This window comes from Calothrix sp. UHCC 0171 (assembly GCF_034931845.1).
Lineage (GTDB): Bacteria > Cyanobacteriota > Cyanobacteriia > Cyanobacteriales > Nostocaceae > Brunnivagina.
The window spans coordinates 35,980-62,806 of the sequence record NZ_JAYGHN010000033.1 but is presented as its reverse complement, the minus strand read 5'-3'; the positions used below and the strand labels follow the sequence as shown (position 1 = coordinate 62,806).

Sequence of the window (26,827 nt, the reverse complement as noted above, 5' to 3'; positions counted from 1 at the left end):
GGTGACAATAATGATCCCGAAAACAGAACTACTTAATATTCCTATTACTTGTTTGCCTTTGGATGAGCAAATCATGTTGATTGGGCGCTGGGCAAAAATGAGGACTAGCAAAGTTGTTTGTTTAGCCAATGTTCATATGATTATGGAGGCTTATCGGAGCCTTTCCTTTAAAAAAATCTTACACAAAGCAGATTTAGTGACTCCTGACGGTAAACCTTTGGTACTGATGTTGCGCCAATTGGGAGTGCTTCATCAAAATCAAGTTGCAGGAATGGATGTTTTCTTGAGTTTGTGTGCTTTAGCCGAAACCATGGGAACGGCAGTTTATTTTCTGGGTTCTACTCAAGACATTTTAGACAAAATGAAACTAAAGCTAGACCGAGAATATCCAATCTTAAAAATAGCAGGGATGAAAGCTATTCCCTTTGTGGCAATTGATGAAATTGACAAAAGTCATAATCTAGAACTAATCCAAGAAATTAATCAAAGTGGTGCCGGAATTATCTTTGTCTGTCTGGGATGTCCTAAACAAGAAATTTGGATGTCTCACTATCAAGGGCGGATTGAAGGAGTCATGATTGGTGTCGGTGCAGTTTTTGCTATGTATGCAGGAAATACTCCCAGGGCACCCTATTGGATTCAAAACCTATGTTTGGAATGGTTATACCGTTTCCTGCAAGAGCCACGTCGTCTTTGGAAGCGTTATGGAGGCACGATTCCTCCTTTTATGTATTTAGCAATTAGACAGTTACTTGTTTATTACAAAGAAAAATTTAAACAAGCTCGTCAAAGCTTATCAGAAAAAAAAATATTGATAGATATTAATCAACTAGATACTTCCCCAAGTAAGATTGGTGAAATTCTATTTAAACAGGGGCTATTAAATAAAGAAGACTTAGAAAAATCATTACAAATACAAAAGCAGTTTCCCCACCTGAAATTGGGAGAGATTTTAATTCAAAACAATTTCATTTCTTTACCCCAGCTTAAGTATTATTTAAAAAATCAGAATATTAGACTAGGAGAAATTTTGGTCGATAAAAAAATAATTAAGCTCTCAAACCTACAAAAAGCCTTATTGATTCAAGAATCAAAACAATCACAAAAATTAGGAGAAATTTTGATTGAGACTAACATTTTATCTTGTGAACAATTAAGAATAGTTATTATAGAACAGTATTTGCGAAGGAAAGGATTATGGCTAAATCCAAAAGTATCAGAACAACAGTCCGAATTTCTCACTACTTAGATTTATGTATTTTGTACTCTGCCAAAATTATTGCTGACTAAAACAAGCTCAAAAAATTGTCTAGTTAATTAATGTAATTAATCTGCAATCACAAATATGGCAATTAGTGATGATGTTTTGTTGGGTGATAATGTAATTATTTTTCATCCAGATTTGGTTAATCTTTATGGTTGCAAAATAGGCAGTGGCACTAAAATTGGTACTTTTGTTGAAATTCAAAAGAATGTCATTGTCGGGGAAAGATGTAAAATTTCCTCCCATAGTTTTCTATGTGATGGAGTAACTCTGGAAGATGAAGTATTTATAGGTCATGGGGTGATGTTTACTAACGATCGCTATCCCCGTGCAGCTAATGAAGATGGTAGTTTGCAAACCGAAGATGATTGGGATGCAGTTCAAATCATAGTTAAACAAGGTGCTTCTATTGGCAGTAATGCCACTATTCTTCCAGGAATTACTATTGGTAAACGAGCGATTATTGGAGCAGGTGCTGTAGTAATTAGTGATGTTTCTGACTATGCTATTGTCGCCGGAGTCCCAGCTCGTGTAATTAGAGATGTTCGTTCTCATAGCTCAAAAATATAAGCATTTTATAGATATCAAGTAGATATCAAGGAAATAAAAAATCAATGGAAAATAAAATTAATATTGGTGTAATTGGTTATGGTTATTGGGGTCCTAACTTAGTTCGTAATTTTATTGAATCATCAAGAGCTAAAGTTAGCATGGTAAGTGATTTTAAAACAGAATTATTGTTAAAAGCAAAAACTAGATATCCAGCTATTGAAGTAACCACAGATTGTCAAGATATATTCACTAATCCAAACATAGATGCGATCGCGATCGCAACTCCTGTATCTACGCACTTTGACTTAGCGCTGGCGGCATTAAAAGCAGGTAAGCATGTTTTAGTAGAAAAACCGATGACGGTTACAACCGAACAAGCGCTAAGGTTGATTGAAGAGGCAGAAAAACGTAATTTAGTTTTAATGGTGGATCACACCTTTGTCTATACTGGTGCGGTTCAGAAAATGCGAGAGTTAGTAGTCAGCAAAGAACTGGGTGATATTTACTACTACGATTCAGTGCGGGTCAATCTAGGGCTATTTCAACACGATGTCAATGTTCTCTGGGACTTAGCCGTTCACGATTTATCGATTATGAACTACGTCTTACAAGAACAACCCTATGCTGTCTCAGCGACTGGGATCAGTCATGTTCCTGGAGAACCAGAAAATATTGCCTATTTAACTTTATTTTTTAATAACAACCTAATCGCTCATATTAATGCTAACTGGTTAGCACCAGTCAAAGTACGTCGGACTCTGATTGGTGGTAGCAAAAAAATGATTCTCTTTGATGACTTAGAACCCAGTGAAAAAATCAAAGTGTACGATAAAGGCATTACTTTAAACGGTAATCGTAATACTAATACTGAAAATATTTACCAGATGTTAATCGGTTATCGTGCTGGAGATATGTGGGCTCCCAAATTAGAAATGAATGAGGCACTGCGAACAGAAGCAATACATTTTATTGAGTGTATAGAGCAGGGGAAACGTCCAATTACCGACGGACATGCAGGATTGCACATCGTTAAAATTCTGGAAGCTGCCACCCATTCGATGCAACAGCAAGGTCAATTAGTAAAATTAAATTTAGCAGAGGTGGCAGTATGATTCCATTTGTAGATTTAAGAACTCAGTATTTAAGCATCAAAGACGAAATTGATCATGCTGTTTTAAAGGTGTTAGACAGTACCCAATTTGTTTTGGGTCAAGAAGTGAAGGCTTTTGAGGAAGAGTTTGCTGCTTACTGCAATTCAGACTATGCTCTAGCTGTCAATACGGGTACTAGTGCTTTGCATTTAGCATTACTAGCAGCCGGGATTGGTCCTGGTGATGAAGTTATTACTGTACCTTTCACTTTTGTCGCTACGGTTGCAGCAATTTGCTATGCAGGAGCTACACCAGTTTTTGTAGATATCGATCCAGTGTCTTACACCATTGATGTTACAAAAATAGAACAAGCCATAACCTCCAAAACCAAAGCAATCTTGCCAGTGCATCTATATGGTCAGCCAGCTGATATGGAGCCAATCATGGAAATTGCTCGCCGTTATGGTTTGACCGTAATTGAAGATGCGGCTCAAGCTCATCGTGCTGAGTACAAAGGGCAAAGAATTGGCAGTATTGGGGATATTGGCTGCTTTAGTTTTTATCCTGGCAAAAATTTAGGAGCCTATGGCGAAGGTGGTGCAGTTGTCACCAGTAATCCTGAGTATGCTCGCACGATAAAAATGCTGCGGGATTGGGGACAAGAAGAAAGATATCATCATGTTCTCAAGGGGTACAACTACCGCATGGATGGCATTCAGGGAGCAATTTTGCGGGTGAAGTTACGTTATTTAGACCAATGGACAGAAGCACGCAGAACCCACGCAGCACATTACGATCAGTTGTTGGCAGATTCGGGAGTGAAAACTCCAACAGTCATGCCCTACAGCCATCATGTTTATCATGTTTATGCTGTGCGAACTAAACAACGAGAGATGCTACAGGCAAGACTAAATGAGCAAGGTATCCAAACTGGGATTCATTATCCAATTCCTGTACATCTGCAACCAGCTTACGCTGATTTAGGTTATAAACTGGGAGATTTTCCCAATTCAGAATTAGTAGCCAACGAAGTACTCTCGCTGCCCATGTATGCCGAACTGACAACAGAACAGGTTAATACTGTGGCAAAAACTTTAAAGAATATACTTCAGGGAGCAAAGGTTGAATGATAGACACTCGTCCTGGTTTAAATCCTCATCGTCTAGTCACCTTAATGCAGCAGTCTATTAAACACTGCGATCTTCAACTTCAAAATGCGATCATCCTGACAGAAGCAGCTACAGGTGCTTACGCAACTACACCTGTCATAGCAGCGATCGCAGGAGCAAAAAAAGTGTTTGCTTTGACACAAAACAGTCGTTATGGAAGCATAGAAGAAGTAAAAGCTCTGACGTTGGAATTAGCCGAAATAGCTGGAGTTAGCGATCGCATCGAATTTATTACCGAGAAATCTTCAGAGATTGTGGAACAAGCTGACATTATTACTAATAGCGGACACCTGCGTCCGCTTGATGCAAAAATGATCGCTTGGATGAAGCGCAAGGCAGTGATTGGATTAATGTACGAAGCTTGGGAATTTAGACCAGAAGATATCGATCTTGCTGCTTGTCGCCAACAAGGCATTGAAGTTGTAGGTATAAACGAAAGGCATTCAGCAGTAGATGTATTTTCTTTTTTAGGAATAATGGCTGTAAAGCTCTTACTAGATGCTGGTATTGCAGTATACACAAGTAATATTTTATTGTTGTGCGATAATCCTTTCAGTTCTTTTATAGAACGCGGTTTAATCAATGCTGGTGCTAATGTAGATAGAGCAGATAGTATTGCTGCTGCACCAATAGACAAACCTTATGATGCAATTGTCATAGCTTTGCAACCTCAACCAGAGCCAGTAATATCGATTCAAGATGCTAAGATGATCGCCCAATATTGGCCAGGAACATTAGTTGCTCAGTATTGGGGGGATATAGATCGTTCTGCTTGTGCAAACTATAAAATTCCTATCTGTCCAGAACTAGAACCCAAAGCTGGGCATATGGGAATTTTGCCATCAGCCGTAGGACCAGAACCAATTATTCGCTTGCAAACTGGAGGACTAAAAGCAGCTGAAGTTATCTGGAAAAAATCTTTCCAGACTAGTGAGCAAGAGATGGAATTTGTACAACTGCTATGAGGGAAAATCAGTCATGGTAAATGTACTACTAATTGGTATTGGGCTAACTACATTAACTGCATTAAAATCTTTGACAGCTAAATGTAAGGTTGTAGGAATAGTTAGAAATGTAGATACTGAATTCAATGATGATCCTGTCGTCAGTATTGCTCAAAAACTAGGCATTCCAATTTTTTCGGATATTTCTCAAAAACAAATTAAATCCCTACTTTTACAATTTCAGCCAGACTGTGTAGTAGTTTCTTCTTATAATCAAATTATTTCCTCTGAACTGATTGCCCTTTCTACATTTGTAAATGTTCATTATTCTCCTTTGCCTTATTATCGCGGTCGTGCCAATGTTAATTGGGCAATGATTAACGATGAACCTTCAGCAGCAATAACTATTCATAAAATTTCTTCGGAATTAGATGGAGGAAATATTTTATTTCAAAAATTAATTCCGATTGAGTTTGAGGATAGCATCGCCAATCTTTATAACAAATTAAATGAAATTCAATTTCAAAATTTAGGAGAAATAGTTCTTAAGCTTCTTAATGGCTATCAAGGAATTATACAGAATAGTTATGAAGCAACTTATTGTTGTACTCGCCTGCCTGAAGATGGTGAGATTAATTGGTCGGCATCAACCAGAAGTATAGACTGTTTTATTCGAGCTTTAGTTTATCCTTTCCCCGGTGCATATACATATTTCCAGCAACAAAAAATGCTGATTTGGCAAGCTCAATCTGTTAAAAATCCTCCTCAGTACGTAGGACGCATTCCTGGACGAATTATTAACAGATCAAAATCAGAAGGTTATATAGATGTTTTAACAGGGGATGGTGTCTTGAGAATTTTAGAAGTTCAACTTGAAGGAGAAGAAAAAACAGCAGCAGCAAATATAATCACATCCTCTAAAAACACTTTGGGTTTGCAAATGTCCGATTTGCTAAATCGCATCCAAATTCTAGAAAAACAAATTATGGAGTTAAAGTAAAAATGCAAAATAAAAGAGTTTTAATCACAGGTGGTGCGGGCTTAGTTGGTTCTCACATTGCCGATTTACTGGTAAAAGAGGAAGTTGCGGAGATTATTGTTTTAGATAACTTTACTCGCGGACGCAGAGAAAACCTAGCTTGGGCAGAAGCTAATGGATCATTGGTAACTGTAGAGGGAGATATTCGCGATCGCCAACTTCTAGCTGATATCATGCAGGGTGTTGATGTCGTCTTTCATCAAGCCGCAATTCGGATTACTCAATGTGCTGAAGAACCACGTTTGGCACTAGAAGTTTTAGCAGATGGTACTTTTAATGTCTTGGAAGCAGCAGTCAACGCCAAGGTCAAAAAAGTAGTTGCAGCTTCTTCTGCTTCTATTTACGGCATGGCGGAAGATTTTCCCACTACTGAATCTCATCATCCATATAATAATCGTACTTTCTACGGTGCTGCTAAAGCGTTTAACGAAGGAATATTGCGTAGTTTCTACGATATGTATGGATTGAATTATGTTGCTCTGCGCTACTTTAATGTTTACGGTCCGCGCATGGATATTTACGGCGTATATACTGAAGTGCTAATTCGCTGGATGGAACGCATTATTGCAGGTAAGGCACCACTAATTTTTGGTGATGGCAAGCAAACAATGGATTTTGTTTACATTGAAGATATAGCCAGAGCTAATATCTTGGCAGCTAAAGCAGATGTAACAGACGAAGTTTTCAATGTAGCCAGTGGCACAGAAACTAGCTTACATGAGCTAGCTCTGAGTTTAGCGAAGGTAATGAAATCTGATCTCAAACCAGAATATGGACCAGAACGTAAAGTCAATCCTGTACAAAGACGGATTGCAGATATTAGTAAAGCAAAAGAATTAATTAATTTTGAAGCAACAGTGTCCTTAGAAGAAGGTTTAGAAAGATTGGTTAGTTGGTGGAATTCTCAAAAACAGGAGAAAGAAACAAGTAATGTCTGAAATAATTAACAAAATTCCTATTGCTAAACCCTGGATAGGAGAAGCAGAAGCAGAAGCGGCAAGCCGTTCGATTTTATCGGGGTGGGTTACTCAAGGTCCAGAAGTAGCAGCCTTTGAAAAAGAATTTGCCGAACTGGTGGGAGCTAAATATGCCTGTGCGGTATCTAACTGTACTACCGCATTACATTTAGCCTTATTGGCGGCAGGAATCCAACCAGAAGATGAAGTAATTACCGTTAGTCATTCCTATATTGCTACGGCTAACAGCATTCGCTACTGTGGTGCTATTCCCGTTTTTGTAGATATCGAACCCCATACCTATAATATCAATCCCACTTTAATTGAATCCGTCATTAGCGATCGCACTAGGGCAATCCTTGTCGTTCATCAGATGGGAATGCCCTGCAATCTCCAAGCAATTATCGATATTGCCCGTCGTTATGAGTTACCAGTGATTGAAGATGCAGCTTGTGCGATTGGTAGTAAAATTCTGTGGGATGGGAAATGGGAAAAAATTGGTAAACCCCATGGGGATATTGCTTGTTTTTCCTTTCATCCCCGTAAGGTAATTACCACTGGTGACGGTGGGATGATTACTACTAATAATCCTGAATGGGATAAGCAATTTCGCCTTTGGCGACAACACGGTATGAGCGTTCCCGATACTGTGCGTCACGATGCCAAACAAGTTATCTTCGAGTCCTATCCAATGTTGGGCTACAACTATCGCATGACTGACATTCAAGCAGCAGTCGGGCGGGAACAACTCAAACGTTTACCAGAAATTATCGAACGCCGACGTTTTTTAGCGGAGCGATATCAGCAAATGTTAGCCGATGTCGCAGGATTGAAATTACCAACTGAGCCAACTTGGGCACGTAGTAACTGGCAAAGCTTCTGTGTTCGTTTACCAGAGCGAATCCACCAATTGCAAGTGATGCAGGCAATGCTAGATGCTGGAGTATCAACGCGACGTGGAATAATGTGCGCTCATCGTGAACCAGCTTATCAGATTGAAACTTGGCGTTGTGGAATCGTTAAAGAAAAGTGTGAGTATGAAGCAGGAAAATGCGATCGCTTGATTGAAAGTGAACAAGCGCAAGATAGTTGTATTTTACTACCACTTTTCCATCAAATGACCGAAGCTGAACAAAATCATGTCGTCAAGCTATTATTGAACTTTGTTTTGTAGTAATTATTAACAGGACTTCAACAAAAAAATAGAAACAGATTAAGATATATTGCTTTAATTTCACGGTAATTTCTAAAGTCGAGTTATTCAAATTGAATGTTTTTTAAGATTTAGAAGTGACTGACATAATTTGTAGTAATACAAAACAATTGAGTTAGAACTAACTTCACATTTTAAATAAACAAACTTCTCATAGACTTTATCTGGCAAAGTTTTTAGTCGTTGTATATTTCTAAGTAAGTCCACTCAATTATTCGTAGCGTCAGTTTCTCTCTTACTATCCATCCATAGTATATTTACGACTGTTCGGTTTCATTAATTAGCCCAACCTACAAAATATTTTTCTGTTTAATGTCATATGTCTTTGCAAGATACTTATTCTTCTACAAATAATTTGACGCGATCGCCAAATCATGGAATATACTCGTCCTATTTGGAACCTTTCAATACTTTCAACCACCCACTCGTCCTGTATGGGAGCAGTTCTAGTTCTAACAATCCACAAACAATTGCTTTTGTAGATTCGGGTGTTTCTGATGCCATGACTCTCATGGCAGATATACAGGCTGATGTTAAGATTCTTTTAGACCCGACGCAAGACGGTATTAGCCAAATTAGTGACATCCTCAAAGATTACAATAACAATCTCACAGGTATTCACATAATTTCCCATGGAAATGTTGCACAACTACAGTTAGGCAACAGTTTTCTTAGTTCTAATTCTTTTAACCAATATACAGAAGAAATCCAGCAATGGAATAACTCCCTTGCTCCAGGCGCAGATATCTTGCTTTATGGCTGTAATATTGCAAATGGAAAAGAAGGACAAGTTTTTGTCAATAACCTAAGCACATTAACTGGGGCAGATGTAGCAGCATCTACGGATATTACGGGTAATTCGCTTCTGGGTGGTGACTGGATATTAGAGTATAGTAGCGGCAGTATTGAAACGACTACACCTTTTACAGATTCCTTAATGAACTCGTACGCAGGTTCATTAGCAACCCTATTTACGCCGAGCGATACACCAAGCAATACCAATGCAACAGATGGATTCGGAAGTGCAGGTGATTACGAACTGGGGATGGAATTCCAGACTGCAAGGACAGGACAGATTAGCGCCATTCGCTACTACAAGGCAGCAAGTGAGACAGGAACGCATATTGGCAGGATATGGTCAAGTACAGGACAACTGCTAGCTAGTGTCACCTTTACAAACGAAACAGCATCAGGGTGGCAACAGCAAGCATTAGCAACACCTTTAACTATTGCCGCCAATACAAAGTATGTAGTCTCCGTTAATGCCAACAGTCATTACGTTGCAACCACTAATGGACTGGCAGCAACATTAACGAATGGAGACATAAGTGCCGTAGCTGATGGTAGTAATGGAGTATTTAACGAAACACCGAGTGCCTTCCCCACACAATCCTGGAATAACAGCAACTACTTCCGTGACATTGTCTTTACGCCTCTTCAACCTGTGAATAACAATCCAGGGACAATAGAACTGAGTGGAACTGCAACCCAAAATGAAATATTGAGCGCCTCCGTAAGCGATGTTGATGGATTGAATGGAGTCACCATCAACTACCAGTGGCAACAAAGCAGTAACGGCACAACATGGACAAACGTAAGCGGCGCAAACAACTCAACCTTGACATTAGGACAAGAACAAGTCGGAAACCAAGTGCGCGTCAATGCAACATATATTGATGCCCTAGGTAGTAGCGAAAGCCTATCTAGCACACCCACTGGTGCCATTGTTAATGTCAATGATGTTGGTGTTGTGGCGATCGCTGGAACAACTGTAGCAGGACAAACTCTGACTGCAAATATCACTGATATCGATGGGTTAACTGGAGTCACCCCCACCTATCAATGGCAACAAAGCAGTGATGGTACAACTTGGACAAATGTAAGTGGAGGGACTACTTCTAATCTGACTCTTGACAGCAGCTATATTGGTAAACAGTTGCGTGTCAATGCTATATATATCGATGCACTAGGTGCTAACGAAAATATCCTCAGCAATCCCACTAATGCAATCACTGCTGTTTCTACCACTCAGAGCCTTTTCACTACGCAAATTCCTATAGTAACCAATGCAACAGATGGATTCGGAAGTGCAGGTGATTACGAACTGGGGATGGAATTCCAGAGTGCGAAAGCAGGCACTATTAATGCAATTCGCTACTACAAGGCAGCGAGTGAGACTGGTACTCATGTGGGTAAAATCTGGTCGAACACTGGGGAACTGTTAGCCAGTGTCACTTTTACAAACGAAACAGCATCAGGTTGGCAGCAGCAGGCTCTGACTACTCCTGTAGCGATTGATGCCAATACCACATATGTAGTTTCCGTCAATGCCAACACTCATTATGTGTCAACTCCCAATGGACTGGCAACAACATTGACAAATGGTGATGTAAGTGCAGTTGCCGATGGCAGTAATGGAGTATTTAACTTCACTCCAAACTTATTCCCTACTCAGTCTTACAACAACACCAACTACTTCCGTGATATTGTCTTTGCTGCTGTAGTCTCTAATCCTAACAACATACCTGGTACAGTTGATGTCAGTGGTGTGTCAACAGAAAATCAAACATTAACAGCTAATATCACTGATGTTGATGGTTTCACGGGAGCAAACATTAAATATCAATGGCAGCAAAGCAATAATAACGGTACAACTTGGAAAAATATTTCTGGAGCAACTAATCAAACTTTTACCCCAGATGACCCTCAAGTCGGTCAAATATTAAGGGTAATAGCGACCTACACTGACAACCTGGGTAGCAATGAAACTGTAACCAGTGCTGCTACAAATATTGTAACTAATGTTAATGATGAGGGTCTTGCTATTTTGGCTGGTAGTGCAACTATCGGAGCCAGCCTGAAGGCAAATATTTTCGATGCTGATGGACTGACAGGAAGTACCATCAACTACCAATGGCAACAGTTAGTGAATAGCATCTGGACTGATATTTCTGGAGCAACAGCCAGTTCTCTATCCCTAACAACTGCTCTATTAGAACAGCAAGTACGGGTACTAGCAAATTATATTGATGCTTTTGGTACCAACGAAGATATCGTCAGTTCAGAGGTAAGTATTGCCGCTCAAAATGCGATCGTTCTGGAAAACCAAAAAACAGGTACGACTAATTGGCAAATAAGTAACCAGGCTAACAATAATGAGATTGCTGGATTTGCTGGGGCGACAAGCATCAACAAGGGAGAATCTATTCCTATAAAGGTTTCTTTAGCAACACCTGGACAGTATAGGATTGATATCTATCGCTTAGGCTATTACGGTGGTGCTGGAGCTAGATTTATTACCAGCAGTGGATTACTCAATGGTGTAACTCAGGCTGGACCAACAATCGATCCCACTACCAGATTAGTTGAGTATAATTGGAATACTTCTTATACCTTGCAAACAGGTACAGACTGGACTACTGGATTATATACTGCGAAGTTAACTGATATAGGTACTGGGAAAGAATCCCAAGTTTGGTTCACTGTACGTGATGATAATCGCCCTGCTGACCTTGGCTTTCAAGAAGCTGTTACTACCACTGAAGCCTATAATAATTACGGTGGCTATAGCACTTATACCGTAAACAGCGCTGGTGGTCAAAGAGCTTACAAAGTGTCCTTTGACCGTCCCTTTGGGCTAACTAATAATGAGGAAGCTTTTAATAATAGAATGACCTGGGAGTACAGTATGGTGCGATGGCTGGAATCCCAAGGGTATGATGTGAGCTACTATACTAATCTTGATGTTCATACCAACCCATTACAATTGTATTCACAGAAGACTTTTTTATCGGTGGGGCATGATGAATACTGGTCGATGGAAATGTTCGATAATATCGAACAGGCACGTGATAATGGTATTAATCTAGGATTTTTCTCGGCAAATACTGCTTATTGGCGGGTTCGCTTTGAACCTTCTAGCACTGGACAAGAAAACAGAGTGATGACTGTCTATAAAGGTGATTGGGCACTCGATCCTGTTGCTCAGAATGATCCTTCTGCCGCAACTACGGTGTTTCGTAGTCCTCAACTCAATAGGCCTGAAAATAGTTTGCTAGGAGTTATGTATACTGGAAATACAGGAGTTGCTGCTGCTTTCTCAGGATTTAGCTATGTGGTTAGCAATGCCTCAGATCCTTATTATGCTCACACTGGTCTACAAAATGGGAGCACCCTTTTTGGGTTAGTAGGTTATGAATGGGATGCGGTTGTGAATAACGGCTTTACTCCATCTGGGTTAGTGATCCTATCGCAATCACCTGTTGCTCCGGTTGGTGAAGCTCCACTACTTCCCGTTGGAACAGATACCTCAATCGCCAATGCTGTTCGTTACACCGCTTCTAGTGGTGCCAAAGTTTTCTCAACAGGAACTATTCAGTGGCCATGGGGGTTAGATAGCTTTGGACCTTATTCTCGTGTAGATTCTCGTGTACAGCAAATTACGGTTAATGTTCTAGCTGATATGGGAGCCAAACCACAAACTCCAGCTACGGGAATTATTGTTAGTTAATTCATGTAGCGATTATTTTTGGGTGGCGAGAATCATCCTCGAAAAGGACATGCTCTCGTCACTCACAAAAATTGTTAATATTTTCGAGAAGTTTTAAGCATATAAGCATAAATAAGTTTTTAACTATATACAAAAAATCATTGTATGGGAAAGATTAGTAAACCAAAACTTGTATTTTTTCAAGGTAAACCAAATAGACATTTAGCTAACTTTATTAAGCTTCACAGGTTACAACATGTTAAGTGTCTATCTGAGTTTTTTGAAGTAATACTTATTCAAGAGAACTGTGATTACCAACAAATTTGTGATAAATATCAACCTGAACTTACGCTTTTTGAAAATCCTGGGAACTTTCCTAATGTTCAAAAGATAGAAATCAAAAACACTCATGCTTATTCTGAGATACCCAAATTAGGATTTTACAACGAGGATGCATGGTGCAGTAGTCGTAAGGATTTCATCTCTGATATGGAATGTTGGGGAATCGAAACTTTTTTCTCCATCTGTACTACGATTGCTGAATATATACCAGAAATAAGGGATAATTTGTTTGTGTGGCCAAATTTTATAGATGCCGAAATCTATAAAGATTATGGGGCAGTCAAAAATATACCAATGCTTTTGACTGGTGCTAGCTATGAGCTATATCCTTGGCGACAAAAAATTTACAAGCTTGTCTCTCAGTATTATCCTTCATTAATTTGTCCGCACTTGGGATACAGCAAAGCTTCAAAATTCCGAATGCTCTATGGTGAACAATATGCCCGTACCATTAACGCTTCCTGGTTTGTACCCACTTGTGGAACAGTCGCTAAAGAAGTTGTTCGCAAACATTTTGAAATTCCAGCTTCTAAAGCTTGTTTAATGACAGAAAAATCTCCAAGTCTTGAAGCTGCGGGATTTGTAGATATGGAAAATTGCATTTTTGTTGATGAAAGCAATGTAATAGATAAAATTGATTATTTATTTCAAAACCTAGAGAAACTTGAAGGTATTATTGATGCAGGTTATCAATTAGTTCATTCTAGGCATACTTTAAAACAGCGAGATCAAGTTTTCCAGTGGTTTAATTTATACAAAAATATCAAATCTGATCAAAAGATTATTCAAACTAATCCCTTTGAAAAAATGACTGTTGTAGACAAGTCATCTGGAATTAGAAGTTTACCTATTTTTCGTGATGGATTAAACATCAATCTTCTTCACCAAGGAGATGAAAAGTTATGGTCGGATCGATATGAAGAAGCAGAGGAACTATATCTAAAATGCCTTAATTATGTAGGCGTAATGCCTGAGCCAAAATTTAAATTGGCTTTGTGTAATCTTTATAAAGGTGATGCAAAAACAGCACTTGAATGGCTTGTTCCTATAATTAAACCAAACTTGGAGAATGGTCAAGTACCTAACCCCGATCCAGTAGAGTGGGCTTATTGCATTATTTCTCTTCTTTGTTTAGGAAAATTTGATGAAGCTATAGGACATGCTAATCGCTTTCCATCGTTAAAACATCCTGAACTCAACCGCGTGCGATGGATAATCGATATATTGAAAAATAGAAGCAACAAACCTTCTTGTTTACATGATGAACTTATTAAGACGCACTACAGCATTCATAAGATACCTGAGCGCAGTTTTAATGAGTGGGTAGAACAATTATGCATCATGCTTAATTCATGTCAACAATTTGATTTAGTAGAAATACTAATAAAGTATGTTGCTCCAGATCCGAAATCGTCGCAAAGTGTAGAAAATATCTCTGGCGCTACTTTCCCCCTATTAAAATCAGGAAAACTGACAAAGATTTTTTCTAGCATCGCATATATGCTCAATCCTTATCCTTTTAGAAATTCATTAATCGTCAAGGGAAGCAGAATTATCTTTAGTATCCGAAAAAAACTCGCGATAAAAACACGCCTTTTATATTTATTAAATCGTTTATAAGCGACTGCCCAACTATGAATCAGTTTTTATACAGACTTTTATATCTTACTAAAGGTCATCACAATAGGTTAATCTATATGATTTTCCTATTTGTTTTTGTCTCTTGTCTGGAAGTAGTTGGTACTGGAATTATTGGTCCATTTATGGCGATAGTTACCAATCCAAATTCCATTGAAAGTATTCACTGGTTAAACTCAGTTTATACGCAGTTAAATTTCACTTCCGAAGAACAATTGGTATTTTTTCTGGGCTTGCTAGTTATTATTGCCTTTTACGTAAAAGCTTTTTTAAGTTTCAAAGCTCAAAAAGCTGTTTTTGACTTTGGCTTTGGCTTGAGAGGAGAGTTAGCTCAAAAACTGATGAAAGCCTATATTGAAGCTCCTTATAGTTTTCACCTACGTGTTAATTCCGCAACTATTATTCAAAATGTTATTGCCTCGACAGAAAACTTCTGCATTGGTTTAGTCTTGTCATTTTTGACATCTATTTCTAACATAATAGTTATTCTGGCATTGGTAATACTTTTAGTTAAAACTGATGCCCTGGCTTTAATTTTCATTGCTATGATTATGTTGCTTGCACTTGGGTTGTTGAAACCAATGAAAGAGAGTTTAGCTAATTGGGGTAAAGACGGGTGGCAGGCTTCTAGCGAGATGATTCGTATTATGAACCATGGTATGGGTGGCTTGAAAGAAACCCGTGTTATTGGTTGTGAATCATATTTTGAAAATCAGATGGAGGAACAGACGAAAAGGTATGCTAAGAATTTAAGCATGGCTTCGGCATATGGTAATCTTCCCAGATATGTGATCGAAGCGTTTATGATTAGTTTCTTGATTTGTTTCACCCTTTTATTTATCAAAATAAATCAAGGAAACGGTCAAAGTCTAACTGCTGTACTAGGAATTTTTGCCCTTGCTTCAATTCGTCTGTTACCAGGAATCGGAAATTTAATTTCTGGTATTAACATGGTTAGAATTAACACTCATGCTCTTGATGGCTTATTCTTTGATTTCAAAGAATTGGAAAATGGAAAACTTCTACCTAGTATTGATTTTAAAAATACTTCTTTAAGTATTTCATCAAATCAAAATGAAAAATTCATATTATTTCAAGAAAATATCATTTTAGATAAACTCACTTTTCAATATCCAAATGCGACAAAAAAAGCGCTAGACGAAATCTCTTTTACTATACGTAAAGGCGAATCTATTGGAATAATTGGTAAATCAGGCTCTGGCAAAACTACTTTAGTTGATGTTATTTTAGGTCTTTTTACCCCTCAATCTGGAGATATTAAAGTTGATGGAGTTTCAGTGTATGACAATTTGCGTGCTTGGCAGAATATACTTGGCTACGTTCCCCAATCTATCTTTCTGATAGATGATACTCTTGAGCGGAATATTGCATTTGGGACTCCAGATAATTTAATCGATCAGGATAGATTAAGAAAGGCAATTGAAGTAGCTCAACTCAGTGAGGTAGTAGAGCAACTTCCTCAAGGAATCAAAACTGTCGTTGGTGAACGAGGAGTTCTCTTATCTGGGGGACAACGTCAAAGAGTCGGAATTGCACGGGTACTTTATCACGAAAGAGAAATTTTAGTATTTGACGAGGCAACTGCTGCTTTAGATAATGAGACAGAGCAACTTGTAACTGAAGCAACTAAAGCTCTAAGTGGGAATAAAACAATTATTATTATTGCTCATCGCCTCCAAACTATTGAGCATTGTGATTGTATTTATCAAATTGAAAAGGGCAGGATTGTAAAATCAGGTAATTATAAAGAAGTTATTTTAGAAAAGTAAAAAATAATTAATACAATGCTTGCTAAATAATTTAAGTTAGCAAGTTGCGTAATATCAAAAAATATTGATTCTTATGGAATACTCTCAAAATGAGAAAGTTTTCTTTTATGTATGTCCTACGGGTCCTCCTGAAGATGCCAATTATCAACATCTGATTGTGTGTCTGGCAGAGGGGTTCAAAAAAATTGGCATTGAATTTTATGCATCTAATAATTATTGGAAGCTTTCTCATAGTGAAGAAATCTATTTACTCAAGTATGAACCAAAAGTTAGTTTTCAAGATTGCACTATTGTTGTTATAGACCAACACTGGTATCGCAAATATGGTATACCTAAAGAACTATTATCTCCAAATAGAAATTTTACTACTGTCTTTTTGGATAGTGAAGATTGGTTTGGAGCATCTTGGAGTCAAGAGTTTCGACAATTTGATGTTATTTTGAGAACTCATTACAATAATAAATTAGCGAATCCCAAAAATGTTTATCCTTGGGGATTTGGATTATCGGAACGAATTTTAAGAGAAACTAATTCACCTTTGGCTTTTAAGCAACGAAAAAATGGCTTTCAAGTAAATTTTAGGCATCATTCTATATTGGGGATGCATTCTGTAAGAAAATTTGTGAATACAAAAATACTTCCCCTAGTTGATCTCATTATGCCACTTGAACGAGGAATTGATCCTCAATATTCTCCCCCATTAGATACTTATCAGTATCTTATGTGGCATCAATCTGGTTGTCGCCATTATCCAAGCTATTATGAAAGACTTCAAAAAATCCGTGCCTGTGGTGCTTTTGGTGGTTTTTTTTATCCGCCCCTTTTTAAAAGACCAAATAAATTAGCTTATATATTTCTACGTAAGTTTTTTGCTAAGTCGAGACTTAAATCAGACATAATCATTCAATGGGATAGTTGGCGATTTTGGGAATCTTTAGCGGCAGGGTGTGCAACGTTTCATGTTGATTTTCAAAAGTATGGCTGTCAATTACCTGTGATGCCTCAAAACTGGGTTCATTATATTGGATTTGATTTAGATAATATTCAAGCAACGCTCGATCGGCTGATTGAAGAACCGGAGATTTTAGAGAAAGTTGCAAGTTCAGGAAGAGAATGGGCAATTAATAATTTTGGGACAGAATCAACTGCAAAGCGATTTCTTCAAGTTATAGACCAAGCTAGAAGAGCAACAACAGAGTGACAACTAATACTCATTTTATAGAAAATTTATGAAAACATAGCCAAGTACAGTGAGTATTATGAAATTTTAGATTAAATCAATGAAAACCACACTATTAGTCAGTATTATCATTAATAATTATAATTACGATCGCTTTCTAGCTAAAGCAATTGATAGTGCTTTGAATCAAACTTATCCTCATACCGAAGTTATTGTTGTTGATGACGGTTCTACCGACAACTCACGAGCAATTATTGCAGGATATGGCGATCGCATTATTCCAATTTTTCAGTCAAACGGCAAGCAAGGAAAAGCTTTTAACAGTGGTTTTACAGCGAGTAAAGGAGGAGTTGTTATCTTTCTTGATTCAGATGACTTTTTGTTTCCCCAAGCAGTCGAACAAATACTTGCTATCTGGAAACCAAGTTTAGCAAAAGTTCACTATCGTTTAAATGTAGTTGATGCTGAAGGAATATCATTAGGCTATACTCTGCCTCAAGGAGCCTTACTCTCGACAGGCGAAGTTTGGCAAACTTTGCTAGAGTCAGGAGCTTATGCCAGTACTCCTACTAGTGGAAATGCTTTATCTCGTCAGGCGATGGAAAAACTGTTTCCAATTTCTGATGAGTATCGAACTACCGCAGATGATTATTTATCCTACTCAATCCCCTTTTATGGAGAGGTGAGTGCAGTAGAAGAACCGTTAGGAGTTTATCGTATTCATGACAGTAATCAATGGGCTTTAACCACAGTTACTAGCGATCGCTTCCGTCGCTTTGTCCAACATGATTTACAAAATTTTGCTTTGCTCCAGCAAAGAGCAGAAGAACTAGGTTATCAATTACCAAAAGACTTGGAACAGCGTTCTATCGGGCGTTTGTGGTCACGGATTATCTCGTTGCGTTTAGAACCCCAAAAACATCCTGTGCCATCAGATACTTCTTTGATATTAATTTATCAAGGTATTCGCTGCCTGTGGAAATATTCACACTTTAATTGGCAAAAGCGAATTTTCTATAGCTTATGGTTTATTTGGGTGGGATTCATGCCTATATCTTTAGCAAAACCCGTAATTACTTGGCTATATGCACCACAATTTAGACCAAAATTTATTGATTGGATAATAAATCAAGTCCGTCTTTTAGTAAACTGAGCCAAAATTGAAATTAGAGCTTTTTAGGTTATTAAAAATCAAAGACTATGGAACAACAAAAATTTCGTACTTCTTTTGGATTAATAAGAAGATTATTGATTGTCTTCACAACAGGATTTCCCGATCAAAACTTCTTAGGGGCTTTTTATATCCCATTTTTATTACAGTCAATTTCGCCAAAATTTAGGAAAAATCTGGCTTTAAATTTACTATTTATTAGTCCTCATTACTATGGGACATTACCACCTAATATTCGCCGACAGGATTTTATCGAAGCTGAACATCAAGGAATGCTCCTCAGTCGAGAATCTATGATCGAGAGGAAGGTAAAGCCTCATTTGAATCAAAATATGATTGTGTTAGATCATGGATGTGGTCCTGGATACCTTGCTAGTGCTGTTTCCCGATATTGTAATCGTGTAATCGCAGTAGACATATCCAGTGGCGTAATTGCTTGTGCCAAAGCAATTAATGGTAAGCCTAATATTGAATACATAACTGAAAGTGGTACTCATTTATCTCAAGTAGAAAATTCCAGCATAGACTTAATCTACTCTTTTGCAGTCATGCAACATGTTACTGATGATGTCTGTCAACAAATCTTACAAGAGTTTTTTCGGGTTTTAAAACCTCAAGGGAAAATTATTTGTGAATTTGTCGTAGACTTACAAAATACGGGGAATGCCTCTATTAACAAACAAATCCTTAATCCTTTCGTAAAAAAAATAAAAGAAAGGTATATTCTCCGTGTACTTGGTCGACCTTTTCCGAAAATTGAAAAATTTATTTTAGATTCTGGTTTAGAAATAGCTAAAGTTACAGCTAACAAATTCGATCCTGGAGAAGAAAAATCTAAGGATGCAGAACTGTATTACACATTTGTTCTCACTAAGCCATAGTTAATAATTATAAGAATTGTATCTAAGGTCTCACCTGGTATATTATGGCTAGTTCATCTCTTCGTGTTCTTGTTATCAGTCACGCTTATGTAGTAGGTGTTAATCAAGGAAAACTTAATGCGATCGCCAAAACTGATAAAGTTACAGTCGGTTTATTTGCTCCCAGCAACTGGAAAGCTTTAGAGTGGAATCGTCTACTGGAGTTGGAGAAACCTTACCCCAATATTCAAATTTATTCAGCACCGGTGTTCTTTACAGGGCGAGGAGGAGCTCATTTCTATGCACCATGGCAAATTTGGCAAGTATTACATAATTTTCGCCCAGATATTGTGCAAGTGGAAGAAGAAGTATTCTCTCTTTGTACGTTTGAATTAGCGATTTGGTCTCGGTTCACAGGCAAACCATTAGTTGTCTTTGGCTGGGAAAATATGGATCGAAAACTCTCCTTATTACGCTGTTGGATACGTCGATTTGTACTCAATACAGCAAGTCTAATAATTGCTGGTAATCAGGAAGGAGGAGATTTACTTAAGCTTTGGGGGTACAAAGGAACAATCGAAGTCATGCCCCAAATAGGAGTAGATACTACTTTATTTGCTCCTCAATCTGGAGAACATAACCATGATGAATTTCAGATTGGATTTTTAGGACGGTTAGTTCCCGAAAAAGGCATAGATATCTTGTTAGCAGCTGTTGCTAAACTACGCCACAAAGGGTTAATTTGCCGGATAATTCTCTGTGGTTTGGGTACGGAAGAAACAGCATTGCGTCAAAAAGCAGAAAAACTCCAGATAGCTGATTCGGTAATCTGGAGAGGAGCAGTACCCCATGATCAAGCACCAATGGAGATGAATAAATTTGATGTGTTAGTGCTTCCCTCACGAACAATTGACACCTGGAAAGAGCAATTTGGTCATGTTTTAATTGAAGCAATGGCAATGGGGATTCCTGTGGTTGGTTCTACCTGTGGCGAGATTCCTAACGTGATCGCTCGTTCAGATTTGGTTTTTGAAGAAGAAGATACTGAGGGACTGGCAGCAATTCTAGAGCGAATGATTAGCAATCCCCTTTGGCGACAGGAAATAAAGCAGTATTGTTGGGATCGAGTGCATCAAAATTATTCTCACGAAAAAATTGCCGAACGATTAATTACCCTTTGGCAATCGGTATTACAGCAACAAAGTTCTTCCACCCAAGAATTGAGCAACAGCAAGCAAAACGAAATAGGGGGTAAAGAATGCGTGTAGCGATCGCGCGAACCATGGCTGAATTCAGCATTGATGTTTATAGTAATAATCTGATTTCAGCATTAAAAACTGTACGTCCAGATTGGGAAATTATTGAATTAGCTCCCCGTTCCTTTGATCGAAGTAGTTCCTCTGTATCTTTGAGAATTCAGAAATACTATGAACGCTTTTGGCTTTACCCTCGTAGAACTAGAAAGCAAGAAGCAGACATTTTTCATATAATTGAACCGTGCGATGCTCATCTAGTTTATTGGTTAAAAAAAGCAGGTAAACATACAGTAGTCACCTGTCACGATCTAATTAACTTTTTCTATCGGGATAATCTTCAAGGTTCTGTTGAATTACCTATTATTAGTAGAAATGCCTGGATATACTCAGTTAAAGGAATGAAACAATGCGATCGCATTGTTGCCGTTTCTAACGCAACTGCTAAAGATACCCAGAAGATACTCAATATCGATCCAGCAAGAATTATAGTAATTCCTAATGCTGTTGAAAATATTTTTCAACCTTTGCTAAAAGCCAAAGCTGAATCTTTTCGCCATCAGCAGGGTGTTACAGAAGAAACAATTTGTCTTCTCAATGTGGGGGCAAATCATCCTCGAAAAAATCTTGATATTATTCTGCAAACGGTAGAAATTTTAAAACAAAAGGGTTTGTCAATACAGTTTTGGAAAGTTGGGGCAGATTTTACTATTGAACAACAAAAATTTATTAAAGCTTGCGGTCTCACAAGTTATATTAAGTATTTAGGTAAACCAGACAAATCAAAATTAGTCGAGATTTATAATGCTGCTGATATGTTGATTGCCCCTTCTTTATATGAAGGCTTTGGTATAACTCTTTTAGAAGCAATGGCTTGTGGGACTCCAGTCATTACAAGCAATGTTTCTGCCATGCCGGAAGTTGTCGGAGATGCGGGAGTTTTAGTTAATCCAACAGATGCTCAAGAAATTGCTCAGGTAGTATTTGATTTACATCAAAACCCTAATTATTACCAAACAATTAAAGAAAAAAGTTTGATGAGAGTTCAATCATTTACCTGGGAGAATACAGCAGAAAAAGTTGCTCAACTTTACGAACAATTAGTTAATTATTAGATACATAACTCCTAAACTATATTTTTCACTTTTAAAAGGTAATCATCATGATTTCGATGGCAACTAAACAATTAATTAGAAAACTATTACCTCCTTCTGTAACCATTCATTTAATGGCTGCACTCAATTATCGCCAAGGCGAGCCTGAAATCAGACTTCTTAAATCTTTAGTCGATCCTCAGAAAGATAGTATCGATATTGGTGCTAATAAAGGTATTTATACTTATTTTCTTGCCAAACTCTCCCGTCAAGTATTTGCTTATGAACCCAACCCAGAATTGGCTGAGGTTTTAGCTAAATCAGTTCCTGCTAATGTCAGTGTTCATGCGATCGCTTTATCCAATACAACAGGAGAAGCAACCCTATCTATACCCCTTGTTGATAATTTTTTTTACGATCAGTTAGGAACTTTAGAAGCAAAAGCCACTAATACAGAAGGGAAAGAAAAAACCTATCAAGTCCCTTTACAGAAACTAGATGATTGCCAGCATAGTAATATTGGCTTTATTAAAATTGATGTGGAAGGACATGAAGAAGCTGTTATTGATGGCGCATACAACTTATTGATCACACAACGCCCCAACCTGTTAATTGAAATTGAACAAAAGCATCATCCAGACAAAGATATTTTTGATATATTTGAACGAATTTTAAATTTAGGTTATGAAGGATTTTTTCTACTAGATGGGGAATTAAAAAAGTTAGATAATTTTGACAAAATGAAACACCAGAATATAAATAATTATCAAGGTCTCTCTTCTTTAGGGAAAACTTACATTTGTAATTTTATTTTCAAACCTCAATTAGATTAATAAACTTTGATTTAGGAATACTTTGTGTAAAACAACAAAAAACATCCTTCTAAAAAAATAATTTCTACTCAGATAATTAGATAATATTTATTAGGAATTTATTAATGAAAATTTGGCATGTTGGGGCATCACCCTCCCCACAAACAGTAGATGGATTAAATGCAACTGTCTGGCTAATTGCTCAAGAGCAGGCTTTAATGAGTCACTCAATAACTTTATTACTAGCATCTCCTCCAGATGAATATGCCCAGAAAATAGCCAAGAAAACAGGAATTCAATTGATGCATATTCCAACCAATATATGGAGCTACGATATGAAAAAAATAGAGTTAATTGTTAACTCGAATAAACCAGATATTGTGCATATGCATTCAGTTTTTCTTCCAAATTTGGCGACTTTAGCAAAGTATTTAGTTAGAAAAAAAATTCCCTATGTAATTACTCCCAATGCCATTTCGTCTAAACTTCTTAAAAGAGGTTGGTTTAAGAAAAAAATTTATAGTTGGCTTCTAGAAAAGCCAAGATTCTATCAAGCATCTGCTATTTCCTCTGTAACACCAAAGGAAGAAAAAGCTATTAGGGATTTTGTCCCCAATTTTACAGGAATTATTAAGTGTATACCTAACCCGATCAATCCTAATCAGATCACAGAAAATAGATGGAAAGGTAATTTAAAAGCTAAGAAATTAGTTTATATGGGACGCTTTGATGTTCTCCATAAAGGAATAGACATCTTAGTGGAGATTGCACGTTTGTTGCCATCAGATATAGAGCTTCATTTATATGGAACTGAAGATGTTAAAACACTTAAATGGCTAAAGCATCTTCAAAGTAATCTTCCTTCAAACATTTATTTTCACTCTCCTATTTTTGATTCTAACAAAGCTGCAATACTTTCTGAAGCTAGTCTTTATATTCAGATGTCTCGCTGGGAAGTATTTGGAATTTCAATTGCTGAGGCTATGTATTTAGGTCTACCATGTGCTGTTGCAAGCACGGTGAATTTTGCTGAGTTATTTGACCAACATAATCTAGGTATTGTCTTGTCTCCCGAACCACAAACAGCGGCAAATCGTATAGTGGAAATATTTAAACAACCTGCTCAAATGAAACATTGGTCTGAATCTGCACAATCCTATGCGAGACTTCACTTGTTACCAACTACCATCGCTAAAAGTTACCTAAATCTCTACCAAGAAGTTATTGAGCAATGAAAATACTTATCTCTGCATATTCCTGTGAACCCGGCATGGGTTCAGAACCGGGCGTAGGATGGAATGTTGCTCGCGAAGTTGCCAAATATCATGAAGTTTGGGTACTTACACGTCCAGATGAGAGCAAAGATATTATTGAAACTGAACTGGAACGTAACCCTGTACCCAACCTTCACTTTGTTTATTTTACTCTTCCTTTTTGGCAAGATAGCCGCAAGTGGGGTCATTCGGGAGGAATGCAACTTCACTATTACCTTTGGCAAATTCAAGCTTACTTTGTTGCTCGCCGTCTGCATCAACAAATTAGCTTCGATCTGACACACCACGTCACCTTTGTTAAATATTCCAGTCCTAGTTTTCTTTCCCTACTCCCGATTCCTTTTGTTTGGGGTCCTGTAGGTGGTGGGGAATCTGCCCCAAAAGCGTTTTGGCAGGATTTTAGTTTGAAAGCTAAAATTTATGAAATTGCACGTAGTCTAGTTCGCTGGTTGGGTGAACAAGATCCGTTTGTACATATTACTGCTAAAAAAAGCGTTTTAGTCAGAGCAACAACTAAAGATACAGCTGATCGTCTTTATCAAATGGGCATCAGTAATTTGAAAATCATACCAGAATCAGGGTTATCGACAGAAGATATAGGCAAACTTTCTCAATACCAAATACTTAATGACGTACCAGTAAGATTTATCAGTATGGGTAGACTTCTCCATTGGAAAGGCTTTCACTTAGGAATTCGCGCCTTTGCTGAAGCAAATCTACCAAATACAGAATACTGGGTTGTAGGAGGAGGGGTTGAAGGCGATCGGCTCCAAGCTTTAGTACAGGAGTTGGGAATTGCTCAAAAAGTTAAATTTTGGGGTAAATTACCTCGTGAAAAGACTTTAGAATTGTTGAAAAAATCTCATATTTTAGTCCACCCTAGTTTACATGATTCTGGTGGGTGGGTGTGTATGGAGGCAATGGCAGCAGGTCGCCCTGTAATTTGTCTAGACTTAGGGGGTCCTGCGGTTCAAGTGACGGCAGAAACTGGCTTCAAAATTCCTGCTGATGAACCTGCTCAAGCTGTAGCCGATCTAGCCTTAGCAATGATTCAGTTGGCGAAAGACCCACAACTAAGACTCAGCATGGGTCAAGCAGGTCGGCAACGGGTCAAAGAAAACTTTAGCTGGCAAGTTATCGGGGAGAATTGGAATACAGTTTATCATCAGGTTGTAAAATAACTGGTAGTGCTAAAAAAATTAATGAATAATGCCTTTTAATGGTGTATATAAAAGTGAGTGAATCTGCACTCCAAACAACTAGTAATGTTACACCAACCAACAGCCAATTTAAGCAAGAAGAAAGCAGGATTTGTTAAAAATTACAAGCTTATTTTTGCTGCCTTTGCTACAACTTTCTATTCGCGAATTTTTTGCTCGATCACTCGTGCACCATCAATTCTAAACTTTTTTCACTTCGTAACTGTACCTTTGGCAATGGTAGTTGCAATATTAACTACTCGAATCAAAGATCGCCATCAAATTCATGCTGTCTGGTCTATTGTTTTTGCACTCCTCTTTTTCCTTGGCATAATGGTCGCCAGTGCATTTGTCAATAATGCTGGGCTTGTTAATGTCATCATTAACTTTTTGATGCTTGGAGAACCTTTTATGTTTCTCTTGGCGATCGCTTGTGTCGATTTCTCCATAGAAAGTCTTAATAAGTTCAGGTCGTGGCTAATTATCTCTGCATTAATCAATCTTTTATTAGCAATTATTCAAAAGTTTCTTTTAGTTGCAGGACGGATAAGTGCAGCCCCGTACGATGAAACAGATGGAGTACAAGGAGTTTTTTTTATATCGGGAGCTGGAGGCTATATTTCTGCTTCTGTCTCAGTTAGTGTTTCTATTTATTGCCTTCTGTATCTTAAAACAGTTCCACTGTGGATACGTATTCTGGCAATAATAGGAACAATTTATCAAATTCAAATTGCGGATACTAAACAAGTAATTCTAGTCAGTGGACTGGCTTGGTTCGCAATTGCCTTGACTAAAGTTCAGGATATCAATAAGTTTCTAATCTATGCAACCTCTATTGGCTTAGCCATTGCAGCTTTCTGGTGGGCGATTCATAACCTAGAATTATTTGAGGTTTACGCCCAATGGTTAACCAGAGATGACATTAATAATAGTGATTCGGGTGGTGGTTTAGATGTCAAAATAGAGGGTATTCGCAGAGTTCTTTCATACTACCGTTCCCCTCTGAATTGGTTACTAGGACTAGGACCTGGGCATACGCTCGGTCGGTTAGGAGGATGGACAATTAGTGATATGTGGAGTATCCTATCTCGGTTAGGAGCTACAAAACATCCTCTGTACGATGAAATGTGGAGTTTTATTAATAGTAATTGGATTGCTCTGTCAAGTACCTTATACGTTCCCCTATTTACCTGGGCTGGAGTTTGGGGTGATCAGGGTTGCCTGGGAGTTGCTGCTTATTTATATCTTGGTTTTTTAGTATGGAAATATTTCTGTATTGATGATTTTTGTAAATTTCTTATTCTCACAGTCTTTATTTATGGTTTTTTTCTAACCCAAGTGGAAGAACCTGGCTTTATGCTTTCTACAGTTATTCTGATTGGATTACGTTGGCACGAACACCGAATGCATTTAGGAATACGCCAGAAAAGTCAGAGAAAATCAATCCTTCTACCGAAGTTAGACAAATGAATAAGAGACTATTGAAATACTCGATCT

20 protein-coding genes are annotated in these 26,827 nt (G+C 37.8%); all 20 read left to right on the top strand.

The window, feature by feature from the left end:
- Positions 1-10: 10 nt before the first annotated feature.
- The 20 genes from VB733_RS21160 (at position 11) to VB733_RS21065 (ending at position 26,800) form a co-directional block, all read left to right on the top strand.
- Positions 11-1,249 carry a WecB/TagA/CpsF family glycosyltransferase gene (locus VB733_RS21160; RefSeq protein WP_323342036.1) on the top strand — a complete coding sequence of 413 codons (1,239 nt, stop codon included), beginning with the start codon at positions 11-13 and terminating at the stop codon, positions 1,247-1,249.
- A 96-nt stretch (positions 1,250-1,345) separates the two neighbouring features.
- Entirely contained in the window at positions 1,346-1,834 is a 489-nt protein-coding gene (locus VB733_RS21155) for an acyltransferase (protein WP_096613020.1), read from the top strand.
- A gap of 44 nt (positions 1,835-1,878) precedes the next feature.
- Complete coding sequence (locus tag VB733_RS21150) at positions 1,879-2,928, top strand: Gfo/Idh/MocA family oxidoreductase (RefSeq protein ID WP_323342035.1); 1,050 nt, start codon at positions 1,879-1,881, stop codon at positions 2,926-2,928.
- Complete coding sequence (locus VB733_RS21145) at positions 2,925-4,037, top strand: DegT/DnrJ/EryC1/StrS family aminotransferase (protein ID WP_323342034.1); 1,113 nt, start codon at positions 2,925-2,927, stop codon at positions 4,035-4,037. The genes VB733_RS21150 and VB733_RS21145 overlap by 4 nt, the downstream gene beginning before the upstream one ends.
- The gene (locus VB733_RS21140; RefSeq protein WP_323342033.1) at positions 4,034-5,041 is read left to right on the top strand and encodes a hypothetical protein; all 1,008 of its coding nucleotides are present in this window, start codon (positions 4,034-4,036) and stop codon (positions 5,039-5,041) included. Before VB733_RS21145 ends, VB733_RS21140 begins: the two co-directional genes overlap by 4 nt.
- A gap of 13 nt (positions 5,042-5,054) precedes the next feature.
- A complete protein-coding gene (locus VB733_RS21135; RefSeq protein ID WP_323342032.1) occupies positions 5,055-6,020 on the top strand; it encodes a methionyl-tRNA formyltransferase in 966 nt (321 codons plus the stop codon).
- A 2-nt stretch (positions 6,021-6,022) separates the two neighbouring features.
- Positions 6,023-6,997 (top strand): NAD-dependent epimerase/dehydratase family protein, encoded by a 975-nt coding sequence (locus VB733_RS21130; protein ID WP_323342031.1) that lies wholly within the window; start codon positions 6,023-6,025, stop codon positions 6,995-6,997.
- On the top strand, positions 6,990-8,189 hold the full coding sequence (locus tag VB733_RS21125; protein WP_323342030.1) for a DegT/DnrJ/EryC1/StrS family aminotransferase: 1,200 nt from the start codon (positions 6,990-6,992) through the stop codon (positions 8,187-8,189). The genes VB733_RS21130 and VB733_RS21125 overlap by 8 nt, the downstream gene beginning before the upstream one ends.
- Positions 8,190-8,547: 358 nt before the next feature.
- Positions 8,548-12,738: a N,N-dimethylformamidase beta subunit family domain-containing protein gene (locus VB733_RS21120; RefSeq protein WP_323342029.1), complete on the top strand. Its 4,191-nt coding sequence runs from the start codon at positions 8,548-8,550 to the stop codon at positions 12,736-12,738.
- A 144-nt stretch (positions 12,739-12,882) separates the two neighbouring features.
- Complete coding sequence (locus tag VB733_RS21115; RefSeq protein WP_323342028.1) at positions 12,883-14,679, top strand: glycosyltransferase; 1,797 nt, start codon at positions 12,883-12,885, stop codon at positions 14,677-14,679.
- 77 nt (positions 14,680-14,756) lie between these two features.
- A complete protein-coding gene (locus tag VB733_RS21110) occupies positions 14,757-16,487 on the top strand; it encodes an ABC transporter ATP-binding protein (RefSeq protein ID WP_323342027.1) in 1,731 nt (576 codons plus the stop codon).
- 73 nt (positions 16,488-16,560) lie between these two features.
- Entirely contained in the window at positions 16,561-17,688 is a 1,128-nt protein-coding gene (locus VB733_RS21105; protein WP_323342026.1) for a glycosyltransferase family 1 protein, read from the top strand.
- 79 nt (positions 17,689-17,767) lie between these two features.
- The gene (locus tag VB733_RS21100) at positions 17,768-18,820 is read left to right on the top strand and encodes a glycosyltransferase family 2 protein (protein WP_323342025.1); all 1,053 of its coding nucleotides are present in this window, start codon (positions 17,768-17,770) and stop codon (positions 18,818-18,820) included.
- Positions 18,821-18,867: 47 nt separating this feature from the next.
- Positions 18,868-19,719: a class I SAM-dependent methyltransferase gene (locus tag VB733_RS21095; protein WP_323342024.1), complete on the top strand. Its 852-nt coding sequence runs from the start codon at positions 18,868-18,870 to the stop codon at positions 19,717-19,719.
- Between the two features lie 44 nt (positions 19,720-19,763).
- Positions 19,764-20,966, top strand: coding sequence for a glycosyltransferase (locus VB733_RS21090; RefSeq protein ID WP_323342023.1), 1,203 nt, complete (start codon positions 19,764-19,766; stop codon positions 20,964-20,966).
- Positions 20,967-20,980: 14 nt separating this feature from the next.
- The gene (locus tag VB733_RS21085; RefSeq protein ID WP_323342022.1) at positions 20,981-22,066 is read left to right on the top strand and encodes a glycosyltransferase family 1 protein; all 1,086 of its coding nucleotides are present in this window, start codon (positions 20,981-20,983) and stop codon (positions 22,064-22,066) included.
- 56 nt (positions 22,067-22,122) lie between these two features.
- On the top strand, positions 22,123-22,878 hold the full coding sequence (locus tag VB733_RS21080; protein ID WP_323342021.1) for an FkbM family methyltransferase: 756 nt from the start codon (positions 22,123-22,125) through the stop codon (positions 22,876-22,878).
- A gap of 104 nt (positions 22,879-22,982) precedes the next feature.
- Positions 22,983-24,092 (top strand): glycosyltransferase family 4 protein, encoded by a 1,110-nt coding sequence (locus VB733_RS21075; protein ID WP_323342020.1) that lies wholly within the window; start codon positions 22,983-22,985, stop codon positions 24,090-24,092.
- Positions 24,089-25,312 carry a glycosyltransferase gene (locus VB733_RS21070; RefSeq protein WP_323342019.1) on the top strand — a complete coding sequence of 408 codons (1,224 nt, stop codon included), beginning with the start codon at positions 24,089-24,091 and terminating at the stop codon, positions 25,310-25,312. Before VB733_RS21075 ends, VB733_RS21070 begins: the two co-directional genes overlap by 4 nt.
- 255 nt (positions 25,313-25,567) lie before the next feature.
- On the top strand, positions 25,568-26,800 hold the full coding sequence (locus VB733_RS21065; RefSeq protein WP_323342018.1) for a hypothetical protein: 1,233 nt from the start codon (positions 25,568-25,570) through the stop codon (positions 26,798-26,800).
- Positions 26,801-26,827: the final 27 nt, after the last annotated feature.

What these genes read in the sequence shown, in the direction of transcription:
- VB733_RS21160 (WP_323342036.1), top strand. Translation starts at nt 11, where the DNA reads ATGATCCCGAAAACAGAACTACTTAATATTCCTATTACTTGTTTGCCT.
- VB733_RS21155 (WP_096613020.1), top strand. Translation starts at nt 1,346, where the DNA reads ATGGCAATTAGTGATGATGTTTTGTTGGGTGATAATGTAATTATTTTT.
- VB733_RS21150 (WP_323342035.1), top strand. Translation starts at nt 1,879, where the DNA reads ATGGAAAATAAAATTAATATTGGTGTAATTGGTTATGGTTATTGGGGT.
- VB733_RS21145 (WP_323342034.1), top strand. Translation starts at nt 2,925, where the DNA reads ATGATTCCATTTGTAGATTTAAGAACTCAGTATTTAAGCATCAAAGAC.
- VB733_RS21140 (WP_323342033.1), top strand. Translation starts at nt 4,034, where the DNA reads ATGATAGACACTCGTCCTGGTTTAAATCCTCATCGTCTAGTCACCTTA.
- VB733_RS21135 (WP_323342032.1), top strand. Translation starts at nt 5,055, where the DNA reads ATGGTAAATGTACTACTAATTGGTATTGGGCTAACTACATTAACTGCA.
- VB733_RS21130 (WP_323342031.1), top strand. Translation starts at nt 6,023, where the DNA reads ATGCAAAATAAAAGAGTTTTAATCACAGGTGGTGCGGGCTTAGTTGGT.
- VB733_RS21125 (WP_323342030.1), top strand. Translation starts at nt 6,990, where the DNA reads ATGTCTGAAATAATTAACAAAATTCCTATTGCTAAACCCTGGATAGGA.
- VB733_RS21120 (WP_323342029.1), top strand. Translation starts at nt 8,548, where the DNA reads ATGTCTTTGCAAGATACTTATTCTTCTACAAATAATTTGACGCGATCG.
- VB733_RS21115 (WP_323342028.1), top strand. Translation starts at nt 12,883, where the DNA reads ATGGGAAAGATTAGTAAACCAAAACTTGTATTTTTTCAAGGTAAACCA.
- VB733_RS21110 (WP_323342027.1), top strand. Translation starts at nt 14,757, where the DNA reads ATGATTTTCCTATTTGTTTTTGTCTCTTGTCTGGAAGTAGTTGGTACT.
- VB733_RS21105 (WP_323342026.1), top strand. Translation starts at nt 16,561, where the DNA reads ATGGAATACTCTCAAAATGAGAAAGTTTTCTTTTATGTATGTCCTACG.
- VB733_RS21100 (WP_323342025.1), top strand. Translation starts at nt 17,768, where the DNA reads ATGAAAACCACACTATTAGTCAGTATTATCATTAATAATTATAATTAC.
- VB733_RS21095 (WP_323342024.1), top strand. Translation starts at nt 18,868, where the DNA reads ATGGAACAACAAAAATTTCGTACTTCTTTTGGATTAATAAGAAGATTA.
- VB733_RS21090 (WP_323342023.1), top strand. Translation starts at nt 19,764, where the DNA reads ATGGCTAGTTCATCTCTTCGTGTTCTTGTTATCAGTCACGCTTATGTA.
- VB733_RS21085 (WP_323342022.1), top strand. Translation starts at nt 20,981, where the DNA reads ATGGCTGAATTCAGCATTGATGTTTATAGTAATAATCTGATTTCAGCA.
- VB733_RS21080 (WP_323342021.1), top strand. Translation starts at nt 22,123, where the DNA reads ATGGCAACTAAACAATTAATTAGAAAACTATTACCTCCTTCTGTAACC.
- VB733_RS21075 (WP_323342020.1), top strand. Translation starts at nt 22,983, where the DNA reads ATGAAAATTTGGCATGTTGGGGCATCACCCTCCCCACAAACAGTAGAT.
- VB733_RS21070 (WP_323342019.1), top strand. Translation starts at nt 24,089, where the DNA reads ATGAAAATACTTATCTCTGCATATTCCTGTGAACCCGGCATGGGTTCA.
- VB733_RS21065 (WP_323342018.1), top strand. Translation starts at nt 25,568, where the DNA reads ATGGTAGTTGCAATATTAACTACTCGAATCAAAGATCGCCATCAAATT.